The following is an 18,283-nucleotide window of genomic DNA, read 5'->3' on the forward strand; positions in this document are numbered from 1 at the left end:
GCCCGGGGGCGGCGGGGTCACTAGGCGGTGCCGCCGGGGCGGCGGGATGGGTTGCGCCGGGCCCGGCTACGGCGGGCGGCGGCCCGCAGGGCGGCACGGGCCAGCTCCGGCCGGTCCGCCGCGCCGTCGAGGTGCGCGGCGAGGGCCCGGACGGTGGGGTGGCGGAACAGGTCGAGCATGGCGATCGACCGGCCGGTGGCGGCGGTCAGCCGGGCGTGCACGGCGGCCAGCGCCATGGAGTGCCCGCCGATGTCGAAGAAGTTGTCGGTCACCCCGACACCGTCGCGTTCGAGCACCTCCCGCCAGATCCCGGCGATCAGCTCCTCGGTCTCGGTGAGCGCGTCGGGGCCGGCCGGCAGCACGACCGGGCGGGCGGGTTCGGCGGTGACGGCCATCGCGCCGAGCTGGGCGGTGCGCACGGTCGGCCGGGGCAGCTCCGGGGCCGCCTCGGCGGCCTTCGCCCCCGGGTCGGCGGCCAGCGCGCCGACCAGGCCGGCCAGGTCGGTCAGCAGCGCCTCGATCCGGTCGGCGTCGAACAGGTCCGGGTTGTAGACCACCTCGACGCCGAGCCGGCCGCCCCGCTCGACCACGTAGACCGTGATGTCGAACGGCGAGCCCGGCTTCGGCACCGGCACCGGCTCGGCGGCCAGCCCGGTCAGCGCCAGGCGGGGCTGGACGAAGTTGAGCACGTTGAACAGCACCTGCACCAGCGGCGCCCGGGAGGTGTCCCGGCCGACGCCGAGCGCCTCGACGATCTTCTCCAGCGGGGCGCCGGGGTGGGCGGTGACCTCGTGCAGCTCGCCGGCGCAGCGGTCGACCAGCTCGGCGAAGCTCGCCGCGCCGGTGCGCACCCGCACCGGGACGGTGTCGATGAAGAAGCCGACGACGTCGTCGAGGGCGGCCAGCCGGCGGTCGGCGACGATCGCGCCGACGACGTGGTCGTCGGCGCCGGTGAGCCGGCTGAGCAGCTCACCGAAGCCGGCGAGCAGCACCGCGGCGACGGTGGTGCCGCGCCGCTCGGCCAACTCCCGCACCGCCCGGTCCGCCACCGGGGAGAACGTGACGGCGGCCTCCGCGCCGGCGTACGTCTGCACCGCCGGGCGGGGCCGGTCCCGGGGCAGGTCCAGCACGATCGGCGCGTCCCGCAGGTGCGCGGCCCACCACTGGAGGTCCTCGGCGCCGCGCCGCCGGTCCCGCGCGGCCCGCCACACGGCGTAGTCGGCGTACCGGGTCGTCAGGGCGGGCAGTCCGGGCGCGTCGCCCGCCACGGCCTGCGCGTACGCGGCGGCGAGGTCGTCGTAGAACACGGCCTCGGACCAGCCGTCGAAGACCGCGTGGTGCCAGCTGACCGCCAGCACGTGCTCGGCCGGGCCGAGCCGGTAGACGGTGACCTGCCAGGGCGGGCCGGTGGCCAGGTCGAAGGCGTGCGCGGCGCCCGCGGCGAGCATCCGGGCCAGCTCCGCCTCCGGGTCGCCGCCGCCGGTCAGGTCGACCACCGGCACGGCCACGTCGGTCGGCTCCTCGCACACCGCGTACGGCACCCCGGCGGTCTGCGGGATGCGCCAGCGCAGCACGTCGTGCCGTTCGGCCACGGCCCGCAGCGCCGCGCCGAGCGCGGGGACGTCCAGCTCGCCGCGCAGCCGGTGGGCCACCGCGATGTTGTAGGGGGCGCTGGACGGGGCGATCTGGTCGACGAACCACAGCCGGCGCTGTGGCGGGGACAGGGTGGGCGGGTTGCCGGTGGTGAGCCCGTCGCCGGCGTCCGGCGCGGCGGCGGCGATCCGCCGCACCAGCCCGGCCAGGGTCCGCCCGGCGAACACGTCCCGGGTGTCGACGTGCCGACCCAGCTCGGCCCGCAGCGCGGCGACCAGGCGCATCGCCGCGATGGAGTTCCCGCCGGCGGCGAGGAAGTCGGTGTCCGGGCCCGGGGCCGCCCCGAGCAGCCGGGCCCAGACGCGGGCCACCGCCCGGGTCACCGGGTCGCCGTCGACCGGCTCGTCGGCGGCCGGCTGGGGGCGGCTGGCGGCGGCCAGGGCCCGCAGCGCGGATCGGTCCAGCTTGCCGGTGGTCGGGCTGACCGGCAGCTCGGCCAGGCGCACCGTCCGGGCCGTTCGCATCGCGGCGGTCAGCCGGGACTCGGCGTACGCGGCCAGCGCCGCGTCGTCGGGGGCGTCGGCCGGGGTGAGGAAGGCGACCAGCTCGGTGCCGGCGGGCCCGTCGACGGCCTCCACGGTCACCCGGTCGACGCCCGGGTGCCCCGCCAGCACCGCCTCCACCTCGCCCAGCTCGATCCGCTGGCCGCGGACCTTGACCTGCCGGTCGATCCGGCCGTGGTAGACGAACCGCCCGTCGGGGGCCTGGGTGACCAGGTCGCCGGTGCGGTACAGCCGCTCCCCGGCAAGCCCCGAGAACGGGTCGGGCACGAACCGCTCGGCGGTCAGCCCGGGCCGGTTGAGGTAGCCGTCGGCGACGCCGGGGCCGCCGACGAGCAGCTCGCCCGTCTCGCCCGGGGGCACCGGCCGCAGGTCGGCGTCGACCACGTACACCCGGTGGTTGGGCAGCGGGACGCCGATCGGCACCGGGTCGGTCTCGGTGGCGACGAGGTCGCAGGCGAGCGCCGCCACGGTCGTCTCGGTCGGCCCGTACGCGTTGACGAACCGGCGGCCGGGGGCCCAGCGCTCCGCCAGCTCGGCCGGCACGGCCTCGCCGCCGCAGAGGACCGTCCGCCAGGTCGGCACGTCGGCCGGGTCCAGCAGGGACAGCACCGTCGGGGTGAGGATGCCCCAGTCCACCTCGTGCGCGGCGATGAACCGCGCCAACCGCACCGGGTCGGTCCGGTCGTCCGAGCCGGCCAGCTGCACCGCCCCGCCGAGCAGCAGCGGGACGAACAGGTCGATGACGACCGCGTCGAAGACGAGCGACGAGGCGCACAGGGCACGGACGCCGGCCCCGGCGCCGGTGACCCCCGCCCAGCCGGTCACGAACTCGGCGACGTTCCGGTGGCTGACCACCACCCCCTTGGGGCGCCCGGTGGAGCCGGAGGTGAACAGCACGTACGCCGGGTCGCCGGGGCGGGCGGGGCAGGGCGCCGGCGGGCCGGGCCGGGCAGGCCCACCGTCTCGACGCCGGGCGCGTCGCCGAACTCGGCCTCGGCGGCGTCGCCGACGACGACCCGCACCCCGGCGTCCTCGGCGATCTCGCGCAGCCGCTGCCGGGGCCGCCCGGCTCCAGCGGCACGTAGCAGCCGCCGGCCAGCAGGACGCCGAGCACGGTGACGACCAGATCGGGCCGGCGTTCGCCGCAGACCCCGACGCGGGTCTGCCGGCCGACGCCCCGCTCCCGCAACGCGGCGGCGACGCCGGCGGCCCGCCCGACCAGCTCCCGGTAGGTGAGCCGGTCGTCCCACTGCCGCACGGCGACCGCGCCCGGGGTACGCGCGGCCTGGGCGACGATGAGGTCGGCCAGGGTGGCGTCCGGCCAGGGCAGCGGCTCCCCGTGCGCGGCGCTGATGGACAGGATCTCGGTCACCCGTGTTCTCCCCGGTAGGTGGCTGGATCGGTGATCTGCAGGCGCAGCTCGCTGACGTAGCCGCGGCCGGCCGCGTCGGTCACCCAGGCGTCCGCCGGGGCGGGCAGCAGCTCGGTGACCGTGAGCGTGACGTCCGGGCCCGACCTCGCGGCGGCGTCGGCCATGGCGCAGAGCGACTGGGCGTACAGCGCGCCGGTCAGGTCGACGTAGCAGGGCTTGACCTCGGTGCCGAGCTTCACGAAGATCCGCTCGGGCAGGTCGAGCCGCTGCCGCCAGCGACGTACCGCGAGGAACCGCTCCGACTCGCTGGTCAGCCCGGCCAGCCCGCTCTCCGCGACCGTGGTCCGCCAGGTGCGCCGGGCCACGACCAGCCGGTCGATGGTGATCCGCGGCGTGGTCGGGGCCGGGGCCAGCAGCTTGAAGCTGTCCAGCAGCAGGGCGCCGAGCAGGTAGGCGAAGATCTCGACCAGCGGCCACCGGGCCCCGTCGGGCAGCACCGCGGTCAGCCGGCCGTCGACGGACTCCACGCGGACGGCGGTGGCCGCGACGAGCTGCTCCACGTCGGCGCCCCGGGCGGTGTCGATGCCGAGCTGGCGGTCCCCCGGCTCCCGGGAGTGCCAGGTGGTGCGGGTGGTCTGCCGGGGGAAGCCCTCGGGGTAGAGCACCCGCATCCGGGCCGGCCCGAGGTCGGCGTCGAGGGCGGCGCGCAGCGCCCGCGGGTCGGGGTGGAACGGGGCGAACACGGCGCTGTCGAACGGCGTCATCGCCGGGTGCAGCTCGCCGAGGACCAACTGGAACTCGCCCCGGTTGAGCGCGTCGACGCTGGCCGCGCCGAGCTGCACGTCCGGGCTGTGCACGCGGGCGGTGGGCCAGCCGGGCGCGTCGGCGGGGAAGAGCTCCGCGGCCCGGCCGGCCAGGTCGGCGCTGCGCAGCCGCAGCTCGGGCTGGTCGGCGGGTACGGCGTCGAGCCCGAACAGCTCCGCCCACCGGGCGGTGAACCGGGCGCCGGCGACCGCGACCGGGCCGTCCGGGGCGAGCAGCAGGCCCTGGGACAGCGACCAGATGTCGGCCAGCCGCACGGCGCCCTCGGCGGACAGCTCGGCGTACAGGTCGGCGAGGATCCGCTCGCACCCGGCACCGACCTCGGCGGTGAGCCAGCGGGCCGCCCGCAGCACGATGGCCAGCGGGTCGGCCAGCGCGTCGAGGACCGCGGTGCCCACCGACAGCTCCACCCCGCGGCTGGTCTCCTCGTAGAGCACGGTGCGGCCGGTGTACATCTGCCCGCCGTGGCGGGTGGCCGGCCGGCCGGTCACGGCGGTGAACTCGGCGTTGAGCGCGGCCAGCGCGGCGCCCAACCGGTCCGGGTCGCCGGCGGCGTCCGCCACCGCGGCCCGGGCCGCCCGGAGCCGGTCGAAGCCGGCGGCCACCTCGGCCCGCACGGCCTCCTCGCCGACCGCGGCGATCCGCTCGGCCAGCACCGCCTCCGCGCGCGGGCTGTTGGGCAGCCCCGCGTCCCAGGTCAGCAGGCCCCGCTCCACCAGCCGGTCCAGCAGCAGGAACCCGTCGGCGGTGCTGCGCAGGCCGGTGTCCCCGTCGGCGCGGACCCGCTCCACCAGCTCCTCGGCGGGGGTACGGCCGTCGCAGCCGGCCAGCAGCCGGGCCTCCAGCGGGGGCAGCTCGACCGGCGGGTGCAGCGGCCGGCGCAGCCGGCGACCCTCGACGGTGAGGTGGGGCGGCAGCGCCGGGGCCCACCAGCGGCGCACCGCCAGGTCGTCGGCTAGCCGGTCGGCGTACGCCATGAGCGCCCACGCCTCGAAGTGGACCTGGCGGCGGTCGACCAGGTCGGGCCCGGGTGCCAGCCGGGTCGCCGGGCTGTCCGGGTCGAACACGCCCCAGCAGACCGGCCCGAAGAAGCCGATCGTCTCGGCCTTGCCGCAGTAGCGCTGCCAGTAGCGCAGCACGGCGATCTCCCGCTTGCGGCGGGGCTTGTTGCGGGCGGCCGGGTCGGTGCGCAGCAGCCCGTCGAGGGCGACCAGCATGTCGGGTTCTGCCAGGTGACCGCCTCGCGCAGCAGCGGGTCGGCGCAGATCTCCCCGAGCACCGCCGACGAGCGGGCGAAGGCGGCGGTGAGCGCCTTGTCGTACACCTCGGCGGTGACCTCGCCGGCGAGCAGCCCGTCGGCGGCGGCCGCGGCCTCCGGCGCGCCGAACCGGTCGAGGCCGGCGGCGGGAAAGCCGGCCGTGCGCAGCAGCACGTCCCGCCACACCGACCAGCCGGTGTCGCCCAGCGGCAGCAGGTGGCTCATCGATCGGCCTGCCATTCCTCGTCGACGATGTGCAGCCGCAGCTCGCTGAAGTAGCGCCGGCCGGCGCCGTCGGGCACCCACGCGTCCTGCGGCGTCGGCAGCATCTCGCTGACGACCAGCGACACCCCGTCGCCGCCGTCGCCGCGGGCCGCCCGGACCATGGCGCAGAACATCGCCGCGTACGCGGGGCTGCTCAGGTCGACGAAGCAGGGCTTGGTCTCGGTGCCGAGCTTGACGTACACCTGCTCGGGCAGGCCCAGGTCGCGCCGCCAGCGCCGGACGGCGAGGAAGCGGTCCCGCTCGGCGGTGACGTCGGCCAGGCCGCACTCCGAAACCGTGGTACGCCAGGTCTGCCGCGCCACCACCAGCCGGTCCAGGGTGATCCGGGGCGTGTACGGGGCGGCGGCGACCAGCTTGAACCCGTCGACCGCGTGGGCGGCGAGCAGCCCGGAGAAGACCTCGGTCAGCGGCCACCGCTGCCCGTCCCTGGCGGTGGCCACGAGCCGGCCGTCGGAGTCGTCGACGGTGACGTCGACGGTCGGCAGGACCCGGTCCGGGTCGGCGCCCGGCGCGGGCAGGAAGGCCAGCTGAAGGTCTGTCGGGCCGGTGAGCGACTCGGCGGTGCGGCTGGTACGCCGGGGCCAGTCGGCGGGGAACAGCAGCCGCACCCGCCGCTCGCCGAGGTCGTCGGCGAGCGCCGCGCGCAGCCGCTCGACGTCGGGGTGCGACGGGGTGAACACCTGGCAGTCGAACGAGGGCCAGCCGGCGTGCAGCTCGCCGAGCACGACGGTGTAGTCGCCGCGTGTCAGGGCGTCCACGTCGGGGGCGCAGATCTGCAGGTCCGGGCTGTGCAGCCGGCCGCCGCTCCAGTCCGTGGGGCCGGTCGGGAACGTCGCGGCGACCCGGTCGGCCAGCTCGGCGACCGGCAGCCGCACCTCGGTGGTGCCGGCGGGCAGGTCGGCCAGGCCGAACAGGCCCGCCCAGCGGGCGGCGAACTCGGCGGCGACGCCGTCGACGGGCCGCTCGCCGGTGCCCCAGAACATGCCCTGGGCGAGGAACCACAGGTCGGCCAGGGAGACCGGGCCGTCGCCGGCCTCGGCGCGCAGCTCGTCGTACAGCTCGCGGAAGGTGGCCCCGTACGCCTCCTCCAGCGCGCCGGCCAGCCACCGGGCGGCCCGCAGCAGCACGGCGAGGGGGCGGCCAGGTCGGCCAGCAGCGGGGCGCCGAAGACGATGTCGAGGTCGCGGCTGGTGTCCTCGTAGCAGAGGGTGCGGCCGGCGTACATCTGGCCCTCGCGGCGGCGGGGCGGCTGGCCGGTCAGCTCCGTGAAGGTCTCGTCGAGGCGGTCGAGCGCGGTCCGCAGCCGCTCCGGGTCGCCGGCCGCGGCGGCCACCTCGTCCCGGGCGGCGATCAGCCGGTCGAACCCGGCCCGGGCGGCCTGCCGGACGGGCTCGTCGGCGATGGCGGCGATCCGGGCCGCGAGCGCGTCCTCGGCGTCGGGGCTGACCGGCAGGGCCGCGTCCCAGGTGATCAGTTCCCGCTCGACCAGCCGGTCCAGCAGGGCGTACCCGTCCTCGGGCCGGCGCAGCCCGACGGCCGGGTCGGCGACCAGGTCCCGGGCGGGGCGGTGGCCGTCGGCGGCGGCGAGCAGGGCCGCCTCCACCGGGGTGAGCGTGACCGAGGGGCGGCCCGGCCGCAGCACGGACCGGTCCCGCAGGCTCAGGTGGGGCTGGAGCATCGGCGGCCACCACTGCCGCACGGCGAGGTCGGCACCGATCCGGTCGGCGTACGCGGACAGCGCCCACGACTCGAACCACACCCAGCGTCGCCGGGTCAGCCCGGCGCCGGTGCGCACCCGGGCGGCCGCGGCCTGTTCCGGGTCGATGGTGACCCAGCAGCTCGGCCCGAAGAAGCCGACCGTCTCGTTCTTGCCGCAGTAGCGCTGCCAGTACTTGAGCAGGGCCCGCTCGCGGTCGCGGCGGCGCACGTTGCGGGGCGCGTCGGCGCCGCCGCGGGCCAGCCCGTCGAGGGCGAGCAGGGCGTTGCGGTTCTGCCAGGTGACGGCCTCGCGCAGCAGCGGGTCGGCCGCCAGGGCGGAGAGCCGGCCGGCGGCGGCGGTCACCGCCTCGACGAACTCCTTGTCGAACCGCTCGGCGCCCTCGCCGGTCGCGAGCAGCTCGTCGGCGGCCGCCGCGGCCTGCGGGGCGCTGAGCGCGGTGAGCCCGTCGGCCGGAAACCCGGTCCCACGCAGGATGGCATCACGCCACACCGACCAGCCGGTGTCGCCCAGCGGGACCCGGTGCCCGCCCGCCACGGGAGTGTTGATCAAGAGGTTTGCGTCGGGGGAGTGTGCTTCCGCGACGTGAACCTCTTGATCGACGAAGGGGGGCGGCCCGCCGGGCGCCCCGGGCGCCAGGGCCGCGGCGAGGTCGGCGCGGATCGCGGCGGCCAGCTCGGGGAGCTGGTCGTGCAGGAAGAAGTGCCCGCCGTCGATCTCGTGCAGGGTGAAGCCCGCGGCGGTGTGCCGCTCCCAGGCCGCGCTCTGCGCGTGGCTGACCGCCCGGTCCTGCCGCCCGCTGAACGTCACGATCGGCAGCGGCAGCGGCTCGCCGGGGACGTACCGGTAGCTGTCGACCCGGCCGAAGTCGGCGCGCAGCAGTGGCAGCAGCAGTTCCACCAGCTCGGGGTGGTCCAGCACCTCGGCGGGCAGCCCGCCACCCTCGCCGAGCCGGCGCAGCAACTCGTCGTCGTCCACGGTGGACAGCCCGTCGAAGAGGCTGGTGTCGTCGACGTGGGGGGCGCGGGCGCCGCCGACGTACAGCCGCAACGGCAGCTGCTGCCCGAGCCGGCGCAGCTCGCGGACGACTTCGAAGCCGACGCGCCCGCCCATCGAGTGCCCGTAGATGGCGTACGGACGGTCGGCCCGCTCGGCGATCGCGGCGGCGACGTCGGCGACGGTGAAGTTCGGGTCCTCGCCGATCCGGTTCTCCCGGCCGGGCAGCTGCACCGGCAGCACCTCGACGTCGGCGCCGAGCTCCCGCTGCCAGCGCCGGAACACGCTCGCCCCGCCCCCGGCGTACGGAAGGCAGAACAACCGCGCCGGCGCCTCGGGGCACTTACCGGCGGAGACGAACCAGTTCACCGCAGACCTCTCTGGTGGGGGTCGATCCAGTACCGCTGGCGCTGGAACGGGTAGGTGGGCAGCCCGGCGCGCCGGAAGCCGCCCTCGGGGTGCAGGGCCGTCCAGTCGACGTCCCGGCCGGCCACCCAGTCGGCGGCCAGGTCCCGCAGCTCGCCGGGCGGGCCGGCGATCCGCTCGCCGCCGTCCAGCAGGGCGTCCAGCCCCGCCAGGGCCTCGGCGAGGTCGCCGGCGACGACGGCCGCCCGGCACCCGAACGCCCGGCGGCCGAGCGCGAGGGTGGCGGCCACCCCGGCCAGCGCCGGTGCGGCACCCGCCAGGTGCCGGCGCAGCCGGGCCAGCGCCGCCCGCAGCGCCGCCGGGGTACGCGCCGACACCGGCAGCAGGTGGGCCGCGGCGTCCGGGGCGTCGACCGGCTCCGCCGGGGGCGGCTGCTCGACCACCACGTGCGCGTTCGTCCCGCCGAGCCCGAACGAGCTGACCCCGGCCACCCGTCGGCCGCCCTCGGGCCAGTTTCGGGCCTTCGTCGGCACGTAGAACGGGCCGGCGTCGAGGTCGATCTCCGGGTGCGGCCGGGTGAAGTGCAGGTTGGGCGGGATGACCCCGTGTTGGACGGCGAGCACCGCCTTGATCAGGCCGGCGATTCCGGCGGCGGCGTCGAGGTGGCCGATGTTGGTCTTCACCGATCCCAGCGCGCAGGACTCGGCGGGCGCGGCGCCCTCGTACACCTCGTGCAGGGCCGCGACCTCCAGGGCGTCGCCGAGCGGGGTGCCGCTGCCGTGCGCCTCGATGAACCGGACCTCGCCGGGGTCCACCTCCGCGGCGGCGAGCGCGTTGGCCACGGCGGCGGCCTGCCCGGCCGGCCCGGGCACCGCGAAGCCGGCCCGGTCCGCGCCGTCGTTGGTGACCGCCCAGCCGGGCAGGATCGCGTAGATCCGGTCCCCGTCGGCCTGCGCGTCGGCGAGCCGGCGCAGCGCCACCACGCCGACGCCGGAGCCGAAGCCGGAGCCGCTGGCGGCCTCGTCGAACGCGCGGCACCGCCCGTCCGGGGAGGCCATCCCGCCGGGGGTGTGCCGGTACCGGGGCCAGGTCACGTTGACCCCGCCGGCCAGGGCGATGTCGCACTGGTAGTCGGCCAGGCTCTGCGCGGCGACGCAGACGGCGGCCAGGGAACTGGAGCAGGCGCTCTGCACGGACATGGCCGGGCCGGTGAGCCCGAGCCGGTACGCGACCTGGCCGGGCAGGTGGTCGGTGGCCTGCCGGCCGACCAGCCGGGCCTCCCAGTCGTCCGGGTCGACGTCGCCGACCACGGCGGGGTTGTCCATGAGGTGGAACAGGAAGTACCGGTTGGCGGAGGCCGCCGCGTAGACGCCGACCAGCCCGGGGAACCGGGACGGGTCGTGCCCCGCGTCCTCCAGGGCCTCCCACGCGGTCTCCAGGAACAGCCGGTGCTGCGGGTCGGTGCGGGCCGCCTCCTGCTCGCCGAAGGCGAAGAACTCGGCGTCGAAGCCGGCCACGTCGTCGAGCCGGCCGGCGGCGCGGACGTGCCGGGGGTCGGCGAGCAGCCGGGGACCGACGCCCAGGGCAACCAGTTCCTCGGGGGTGTGGTCGTGGATCGAGTCCACGCCGGCCAGCAGGTTCCACCAGAACGTGGCCACGTCCGGCGCGCCGGGGAAGCGGCCGGCGACGCCGACCACGGCGATCTCGTCGCCGGTGTACCCGCGCGCGGCGGTGGCGGGGCGACCGGGCCGGGGCGACCGGGGCGCGGTTGGCCCCCGGCGGGCGTCGACCAGGCGGGCCTGCGCGGCGACCGTGGGTTCTCGAACAGCCGCACCATCGGCAGCCGCACGCCGAACCGGTCGGCGAGCCGCTGCTGGACCACGCCGAGCAGCAGCGACTGCCCGCCGACGTCGAAGAAGCTGGCGGTGCGGGGCACGGCCGGGCGGCCCAGCACGGCGCACCAGATGTCGTGGACGGCCCGCTCCGTCGCGGTGGCCGGCTCCTCCCCCGCCGGGACGTCGGCGCCCGGGTCGGGCAGCGCCCGCTCGTCGATCTTGCCGGTGACGGTCAGCGGGAACTCGTCGACCACCACGACGGCCCGGGGCAGGGCGTACTCCGGCAGCCGCCGGGCGAGGGCCGCGCGCAGGGCCGCCGGGTCGAGCGCCCCGCCGGCCGGCCGGGCGTACGCCAGCAGCTCGCCGTCGCGGGCGATGGCGCGTACGTTGCCGACGCCGGGCTGCGCGGCGAGGACGGCTTCGATCTCGGTCAGCTCGACCCGGAACCCGCGCACCTTGACCTGGCGGTCCAGCCGGCCGAGGCAGACCAGCTCGCCGCCGGGCAGCCGTGCCCCGAGGTCCCCGGTCCGGTACGACCAGACCCCGTCGGCCTCCCGGGTGAACCGGTCGTCGGCCCGGTCCAGGTAGCCGGGGGCGACGTGCCGGCCGCGGACCACGATCTCGTCGGTGTCCGGGGCGAGGTCCACTTCGTACCCGGGCAGCGCGGCGCCGATCGGCAGCGGGCCGGTGGCGGCCGGGTCGGCGTCGGCCAGCGGCAGCGCGTACCGGGCGGCGAACGTCATCTCGGTGGCGCCGTAGCCGTTGACCAGCACGCAGTCGGGGGCGAACCGGCCGCGGCCCCGCGCGGCGTCGGCGGCCGTGGCCTGCTCGCCGCCGAGCAGTACCGCCCGGACGGTGTCCAGTCGCGACTCGCCGAGGGCGTCGAGCAGGAACCGGTAGACGGTCGGGGTGGAGTGGTAGACGGTGACCCGGTGCCGGACCAGCAGGTCGAGGGCCTGGGCGAGCCCGTGCCGGCGCAGGTCGACCGGGATGGCGGCGGCGCCGGTGAGCAGGGCCGGGTACAGGTCGGGGATGGCGGCGTCGAAGCTGAACGAGGCGAGCAGGCTGAGCCGGTCGTCCGGACCGATGGCCAGGGTGGCGATCTGGTTGTCGACGACGTGCGCCAGGTTGCGGTGGGTCTGCCCGACGGCCTTCGGCACGCCGGTCGAGCCGGAGGTGAACAGCACGTACGCCAGCGCGTCCGGGTCGACCGGGACGGGGCGCAGCGGCGCCGGGGGCACCTGGTCGAGCGCGACTACCCCGGTCCCGGGCCGGTCGGTCGTCAACCGGGCGGCCAGTTCGTGGTGTTCCGGCGCGACCAGCACGGTCCGCACGTCGGCGGCGGCGACCATGTGGCGCAGCCGGTCGACCGGGAAACCGGGGTCCAGCGGCACGTACGCGCAGCCGGCGGCGAGGGTGCCGAGGATCGCCGCGACGGTCGGCGCGCCGTGCGGCGTCAGCAGGGCGACCCGGTCCCCGGGGCGGACGCCGGCGGCGGCGAGCAGGGCGGCGTGTCCGCCGGCGGCGGCGGCGAGTTGCGGGTAGCCGACCGCGGGGCCCGCGCCGAGCAGGGCCGGTCGGTGCGGAATCGTGGCCGCCAGGTCGGCGAACCGATGGATGATCGTGTATGTTGCCATGTCAGCGGATGGAATGCGCCACACCGCCGGCGGACACGCGACATCCGTGAAGTGTGCTCACGATCCCCCCCAGGATTTCACAATGGATGCAGCATAGGGCTGGATGCCTGGGTGGGAAGATCATCGATCGGGAGTCGGGCCGAAGAGCCGAGCGGCCCCTCCGACGTCGGACGGCCAAAATCGTCCGATCATCCCCCTAGCGCGTTGAGGAGTTTCCACATAGGGCACTACCCTAAAGTAAGTTTTCCGGTAGAACTGCCCATCGGCCGGGGTTTTTCCTATGTGGCTGGTACTCAACGGCAGCTCAGGTAGGACATCGTCCCGGCGGGCGCGTCACACATCGTACGGTGCCGGCGGCTGCCTCCCGACAGTGCCGGTGCCGCCTCGCGGCACCCGTGCCACCAGCCGCCGGAACTCCTGCACGGTGACGGCCTCGCGGAGGGTCGCGAACACCGCCTCCGTCCCGGCCCGGGCGGTCCCCGCGTCGACCCCCGCCCGCGACCCGACCCGCGCCAGGAAGTCGTCGTCGGCGACGCCGGCCGGGCCGGCGGGCTCCGCCGGGTCGACCAGGTAGCCGCCGACGCGCTCGGGCAGCGGCCGGCTGTCCTCTCCCGACGGCTCGCCGTCGACCCGCTCGGCCATCGTCCGCAGCACGGCCCCGGTCACCGCCGCGGCCTGCGCCGCCGGGATGCCGGCCCGCCGGGACACGGCGTCGACGAAGCGGGGAAACAGCACCCCATCCTCCCGTCCTCGCACCGGCCCGGCGCTTACCCCGCCCCGCCACCCACAAACGGCCCCATTGAACCGGGCCGAGGGCGGCGGCCGCTCAGAGCGCCGGGCCGACCTCGGAGACGGCGAAGTCCGCGACCCGCAGCGGCGGCATCGCCATCCGGGTGAAGTAGTCCCCCCACTCCCGGGGCAGCGTGCGCTCGGTCGCCCCCACCTCCACCACCCGGTCGAGCAGCGCGACAGGGCTCTCGTTGAACCGGAAGTCGGGCAGCTCGCCCACCACCTCCCCCCGCTCCACGAGGTACACGCCGTCGCGGGTGAGGCCGGTCAGCAGGAGGGTCCGGGGGTCGACGTCGCGCAGGTACCACAGGCAGGTCACCAGCAGCCCCCGTTCGGTGCCGGCGACCATCTCGGCCAGCGAGCGCCCACCCGGCGGCCCCTCCAGGACCAGGTTGTCGACCTGCGGCGTCAGCGGCTCACCGGCCTCCCGGGCGGAGTGGCGGGTGTGCACCAGCGCCCGCAGCTCGCCGTCGACGATCCACCGGGTCGCGGCCAGCGACAGCCCGTTGTCGAAGACGCTGCCGGCCGCACCGGAGGCGCGGGCCACGACGAAGGGCACGCAGGCCAGCCCCGGCTCCGCCGGGTCGCTGCGGAGGGTCAGCGGCGCGGCGGCGAGCCGCTGCCCGACCCGGGTGCCACCGCCGGGCGCGCTGAAGACCGTCCGCCCGTCGGCGGCGTCCGCCGCACCGGCGTTGAGATACAGGTGCAGCATCAGGTCGGCCACGCAGGCCGGCGGGAGCAGCACCTCGTACCGGCCGGGGGGCAACGGGAGGCGGCGGCGCGCCGTACCCAGCCGCCCGGCGAGGCCCGCGGCCAGCCCCGGCAGGTCGACGCCCGACAGGTCCTCCCCGGCGGTGCCCGCCCACGCCGAGGCGCGGCCGTCGGCGTCGCGGACGGTGAGGTCGAGCACCGACGTCGGCTGGACGTGGCGCAGCCGCAGCCCGGTGGACGAGGCCAGCCAGGTGGTGGTCGTCTGCTGCTCGGCGTACCCGTAGAGGGCGTGCCCCCCGTCGGCCCGGGACCGGCGGAAGACCGCGCCGAGGTCGGTGGCGAAGCCGCGCAGCCGGTCCACCGGCGCGTCGGGCGGCGGATCGTTCCAGGACGGCGGCGGCGGTCCCGCCGGGGCGATCAGCGGCTCGGCGTCCGGCGCCGGCTCGTTGCGCCGGGCGGTCCGCGCCGCCTGGGCCACCAGCTCGGCCAACTCGTCGTCGTCGGGCGCGCCGCCGTGGCCGACCACCGCCGCGGCCGCCCCCGCGGCGCCGCCGGCCAGGGCCACCACCGTCAGGCGGCGGTGCCGGGTCGCACCGGAGGTGGTCAGGGCGTTGCCGGCCCAGCGCAGGTGCGCCGCCGCCGTCTCGTCGACGATCGCCAGCACGTCGTCGGCGTCCCGGGCGTGGGCCAGGACCCGCTCCGCCAGCTCCGCCCCGCTCATCGCGGCCCCTCCCCGCCGGTGTCGATCACGCGGACGCCCCGGAACACCGCCGCCGGGCTGCCGTGGCTGGCCGCCGCCGCCTGCACCGGCTGGCCCTTGCCGCACAGGTCCGCGCCGAAGCAGTGGTAGGTGCCGGGGCCGCCGAGCGCCACCAGCGAGCCCCAGAACTCCGTCGTCTCCGCCTGGTACGCCACCCCGGCGAGCTGCCCGACGAGCCGGCCGTGCCGGATGCGGTGGGCGCGCTGGGGGGTGAACTGGAACCGCCGCCGGCGGGTGTCGATCGACCAGCTGTCGGAGCCGACGAGGAGGATGCCGTCCGCCACCCCGGCGACCAGCGCGTCGGTGTCCGGCCCGTCCCGCGCCGGCGCCAGCGAGACGTTCGGCAGTCGGGAGATCGGCACGTGGGTGGCCGACTCCGCGTACGCGCACCCGGTGGAGCGGCCGGCGCCGAGCCGCAGCGCGGTGTGCCGGTCGGTCTGCAGGCCGGTGAGCACCCCGTCGCGCACCAGCGGCCACGATCCGGCGGCCACGCCCTCGTCGTCGTACCCGACCGTGGCCAGCCCGTGCGGGTCGACCCGGTCGGCGGTGACGGTCATCAGCTCCGAGCCGTAGCGCAGCGAGCCGACGTCGGCGGGGGTGACGAACGTGCCGCCGGCGTACGACATCTCGTGGCCGAGCGCCCGGTCGGCCTCGGTGGCGTGCCCGACCGACTCGTGGATCGTCAGCCACAGGTGCGACGGTGCCATGACGAGGTCGTACCGGCCGGGACGCACCGGCCGGGCGCGCAGCTTACCGGCGAGGTGTTCGGGCAGCTCGGCCAGCTCCGCCGACCAGTCCCAGCCGTCGCCGTCGGCCAGGTACTCCCAGCCGCGGGCCGTGGGCGGCCCGAGGGTACGCAGGGTGGCGGTGCCGCCGTCGGACCCGACGCCCACGGCGAGCAGCTGTGGGTGGACGCGGACCCGCTGCTGCACCACGCTCGTCCCGGCCGTGTCGGCGTAGTACGTGCTCTCCCGCACCGCGGTCAGCTTCGCCAGCACGTGGGCGACGACCGGCGCGGCGAGCAGCCCCCGGCTCCACCCGGCCAGCAGCGCCGCCGCGTCCCGCTCCGGCACGCCGAACGGGTCGGTCCGGCACGGCGAGGACCAGTGGCGGTCGGCGTACACCGGCTCGTCGGCCAGCTCGACCGGCTCGGCGCCCGCCGCCCGGCAGACCCGGGCGAGCGCCACCGCCCCCTCGGCCGCCCCGGCGGCCGCGGCGGGGGTGACCTCGGGAACCGCCGCGAAGCCGCGGGCCCCGCCGTGCAGCACCCCGACGCTGAGGCCCAGCTCCGTGGCGTCGTGGCTGCCGCGCAGCCGGCCGTCGTGGAGCAGCAGGCGGCGGGCCCGGGTGCGGGCGACCCGCACCGCCGCGTGGCCCGCGCCGAGCCGGCGGGCCCGGTCCAGGGCGGCCCCGGCCACCTCGGCCAGCGGCAGGGCCAGGAACGCGGGGTCGACGGCGGGCCCGGCAGCCGCGTCGGCGGTGCCGGGGCGGCCCGCGGCGCGGACGCGCGTGCCGGTCACGCGCCGAGCCGGTCGGACATCGCGGCCAGGTGCTCCGGGGTGGTGCCGCAGCAGCCGCCCACCAGGGTCAGCCCGTACTCGCCGCACCAGCGGGCCGTCAGGTCGCCGAACGCCTTCGGCTCCAGCAGCGGCGGCAGCGCGTCGACCGGCCCGCCGCGGGTGCGGTCCTCCAGGTTCGGGTACGCCCCGATCGGGCCGGACACCGCGGCCCGCAGCACCCGCAGGCACTCCTCGGTCCGGTCCGGGTCGGTGCAGTTGACCAGCACGGCCGCGGCGCCGTCGGCCTCGACGGCGCGGGCGGCGTCGGCGAGCGGCTCGCCGGAGAGCAGCCGGGCGTCGTCGCCGCAGACGAAGCTCACCCAGGCGGTGGCGCCGACGGCGAGGGCCTCGGCCAGCGCGATCCGGGCCTCCCGGGCGGTGTTCATCGTCTCCACCAGCACCGTGTCCACCCCGGCCCGGGACAGCTCGGTGGCCAGCCACCGGTGCTCGGCGCGCAGCGTGTCGTCGTCGGGCACCAGGTCTGGCCGGTACGCGTCGGCGACCGGGGCCACCGAGGCGACCACCCGCGTACGCGGGCTGCCGGCGGCGTTTCGGGCGGCGAGCGCCACCCCCACGGCGGCGTGCACCATCCAGCCGAGCCCGGCGTCCTCCAGCCCCGCGGCCTGGAGGGTGCGCAGGTTGCAGCGGAACGTGTTGGCGGTGACCACGTCGGCGCCGGCGGCGAGGAACCGCTCGTGCACGCCCTTGAGGACCCGCCGCCGCGCGTCGGACAGCAGCGCCCGGGTGGTCCACCAGGGCGGGGTCATGGGGATGCCGGCGCGGTGCAGCTCGGTGGCCACTCCCCCGTCGAGCCGGATCCTGTCCTGGTCGTTCCTGCCTTGCCCCATCGGTACCGCTCCTCCCTGGCGGCCGGTCACGCCGGTCGCGCCCGTAGCGCACGGATCAGGTCCTCGACGAGGTCCGCCGGGTCCTCGATGCCCATCGACAGCCGGACGAGGTCGTCGCCCACGCCCACCCGCAGCCGCGTCTCGCGCGGCACCGGCCGGTGCGTCATCAGCGCCGGGCACTCGATGAGCGACCGGACCCCGCCCAGGCTGACCGCCGCCGCGAACAGCCGCACCCGCTCCATCAGCTGCACCGGGTCGCCCCGGTACGCGAAGCTGACCAGCGCGCCGGGGGCGCGCATCTGCCGCACCGCCACGTCGTGCTGCGGGTGCCCGGGCAGGCCCGGGTAGTGGATCGCGCAGACGGCCGGCTCGGCGCCGAGCGCGGCGACCACCGCCTGCGCGTTCTGCACCTGCCGGGCCATTCGCAGCGACAGCGTCTTCAGACCCCGCTGAACGAGGAAGCAGTCCGCCCCACCCGGCGCGGTGCCGACCGTCGTGCGGTGCGCCACCAGGCGCTCGTGCAGCCGGGGGTCGTCGTAGACCAGCGCCCCGCCGAGCACGTCGAGGTGCCCGGCGAGGAACTTCGTGGTGCTGTAGAGCGTCACGTCGGCGCCGAGGCTCAGCGGCTGTTGCAGGGCCGGGCTGGCCAGCGTGTTGTCCACCAGCACCAGGGCGCCGCGGCGGTGGGCGTGCCGGGCCACCGCGGCGACGTCGGTGACCTTCAGCAGCGGGTTGCTGGGCGTCTCCAGCCAGACCATCGCCAGCGGCGCGGCGTCGTCGGCCAGCACCGCCTGGCACCGCCCCGGGTCGGCGAGGTCGACCTGGTCGACGGTCACCCCGCGCGCCCGCACCAGGTCGAACAGGGCGTGCGTGCCGCCGTAGACGTCGTCGCCGGCGACGACCCGCTGCCCGGGGGACAGCAGCGACAGCGCCGCCTCGGCGGCCGCCTGCCCCGAGGTGTACGCGGTGGCGAAGCGGACGTCCTCCAGCGCCGCGAGGCAGCTCTCCAGGGCCTCCCGGGTGGGGTTCTCGCCCCGGCCGTAGAAGTAGCGCAGCGGATCCTGCGCGGAGCGCTCGTACGTCACGCTCAGGTGCACCGGGGGCACCAGGTCGCCGGTGCCGGGGGTGGGCTCCGCCCCGGCGTGGACCAGTCGGGTGTCGAACCGCATGGC

General features: G+C 77.0%; 9 protein-coding genes and 2 pseudogenes. All 11 read right to left on the reverse strand.

Annotated features, from left to right (window positions below):
* Window positions 1-20: 20 nt before the first annotated feature.
* Window positions 21-3,053, reverse strand: coding sequence for a condensation domain-containing protein (locus JD77_RS00100; RefSeq protein ID WP_246140459.1), 3,033 nt, complete (start codon window positions 3,051-3,053; stop codon window positions 21-23).
* Window positions 3,054-3,273: 220 nt separating this feature from the next.
* Window positions 3,274-3,528: pseudogene (locus tag JD77_RS34985) on the reverse strand (AMP-binding protein); the annotation flags it as partial.
* Entirely contained in the window at window positions 3,525-5,567 is a 2,043-nt protein-coding gene (locus JD77_RS00105) for a lantibiotic dehydratase (protein WP_246140460.1), read from the reverse strand. The pseudogene JD77_RS34985 and the gene JD77_RS00105, both read right to left, overlap by 4 nt.
* A gap of 1,071 nt (window positions 5,568-6,638) precedes the next feature.
* Window positions 6,639-8,975 carry a thioesterase domain-containing protein gene (locus tag JD77_RS00110; protein WP_342799614.1) on the reverse strand — a complete coding sequence of 779 codons (2,337 nt, stop codon included), beginning with the start codon at window positions 8,973-8,975 and terminating at the stop codon, window positions 6,639-6,641.
* A complete protein-coding gene (locus JD77_RS33160; RefSeq protein WP_342799615.1) occupies window positions 8,972-10,933 on the reverse strand; it encodes a beta-ketoacyl synthase N-terminal-like domain-containing protein in 1,962 nt (653 codons plus the stop codon). Before JD77_RS33160 ends, JD77_RS00110 begins: the two co-directional genes overlap by 4 nt.
* A pseudogene (locus JD77_RS33165) lies at window positions 10,846-12,444 on the reverse strand (AMP-binding protein); the annotation flags it as partial. The gene JD77_RS33160 and the pseudogene JD77_RS33165, both read right to left, overlap by 88 nt.
* 333 nt (window positions 12,445-12,777) lie before the next feature.
* Window positions 12,778-13,179, reverse strand: coding sequence for a DUF2267 domain-containing protein (locus JD77_RS00120; RefSeq protein WP_145772502.1), 402 nt, complete (start codon window positions 13,177-13,179; stop codon window positions 12,778-12,780).
* Window positions 13,180-13,270: 91 nt separating this feature from the next.
* Window positions 13,271-14,665 carry a metallopeptidase TldD-related protein gene (locus tag JD77_RS00125; protein ID WP_145772503.1) on the reverse strand — a complete coding sequence of 465 codons (1,395 nt, stop codon included), beginning with the start codon at window positions 14,663-14,665 and terminating at the stop codon, window positions 13,271-13,273.
* Window positions 14,662-16,224, reverse strand: coding sequence for a TldD/PmbA family protein (locus JD77_RS00130; protein WP_145772504.1), 1,563 nt, complete (start codon window positions 16,222-16,224; stop codon window positions 14,662-14,664). Before JD77_RS00130 ends, JD77_RS00125 begins: the two co-directional genes overlap by 4 nt.
* Entirely contained in the window at window positions 16,221-17,111 is an 891-nt protein-coding gene (locus JD77_RS00135) for a homocysteine S-methyltransferase family protein (RefSeq protein ID WP_145772505.1), read from the reverse strand. Before JD77_RS00135 ends, JD77_RS00130 begins: the two co-directional genes overlap by 4 nt.
* A 26-nt stretch (window positions 17,112-17,137) precedes the next feature.
* Window positions 17,138-18,280, reverse strand: coding sequence for a trans-sulfuration enzyme family protein (locus tag JD77_RS00140; RefSeq protein WP_145772506.1), 1,143 nt, complete (start codon window positions 18,278-18,280; stop codon window positions 17,138-17,140).
* Window positions 18,281-18,283: the final 3 nt, after the last annotated feature.

Origin of the sequence: Micromonospora olivasterospora (genome assembly GCF_007830265.1) — a bacterium.
GTDB lineage: Bacteria > Actinomycetota > Actinomycetes > Mycobacteriales > Micromonosporaceae > Micromonospora > Micromonospora olivasterospora.

Coding starts and splice junctions, on each gene's coding strand:
- JD77_RS00105 (WP_246140460.1), bottom strand. CDS start 5,567: ATGCTGGTCGCCCTCGACGGGCTGCTGCGCACCGACCCGGCCGCCCGC.
- JD77_RS00125 (WP_145772503.1), bottom strand. CDS start 14,665: ATGAGCGGGGCGGAGCTGGCGGAGCGGGTCCTGGCCCACGCCCGGGAC.
- JD77_RS00135 (WP_145772505.1), bottom strand. CDS start 17,111: ATGGGGCAAGGCAGGAACGACCAGGACAGGATCCGGCTCGACGGGGGA.
- JD77_RS00140 (WP_145772506.1), bottom strand. CDS start 18,280: ATGCGGTTCGACACCCGACTGGTCCACGCCGGGGCGGAGCCCACCCCC.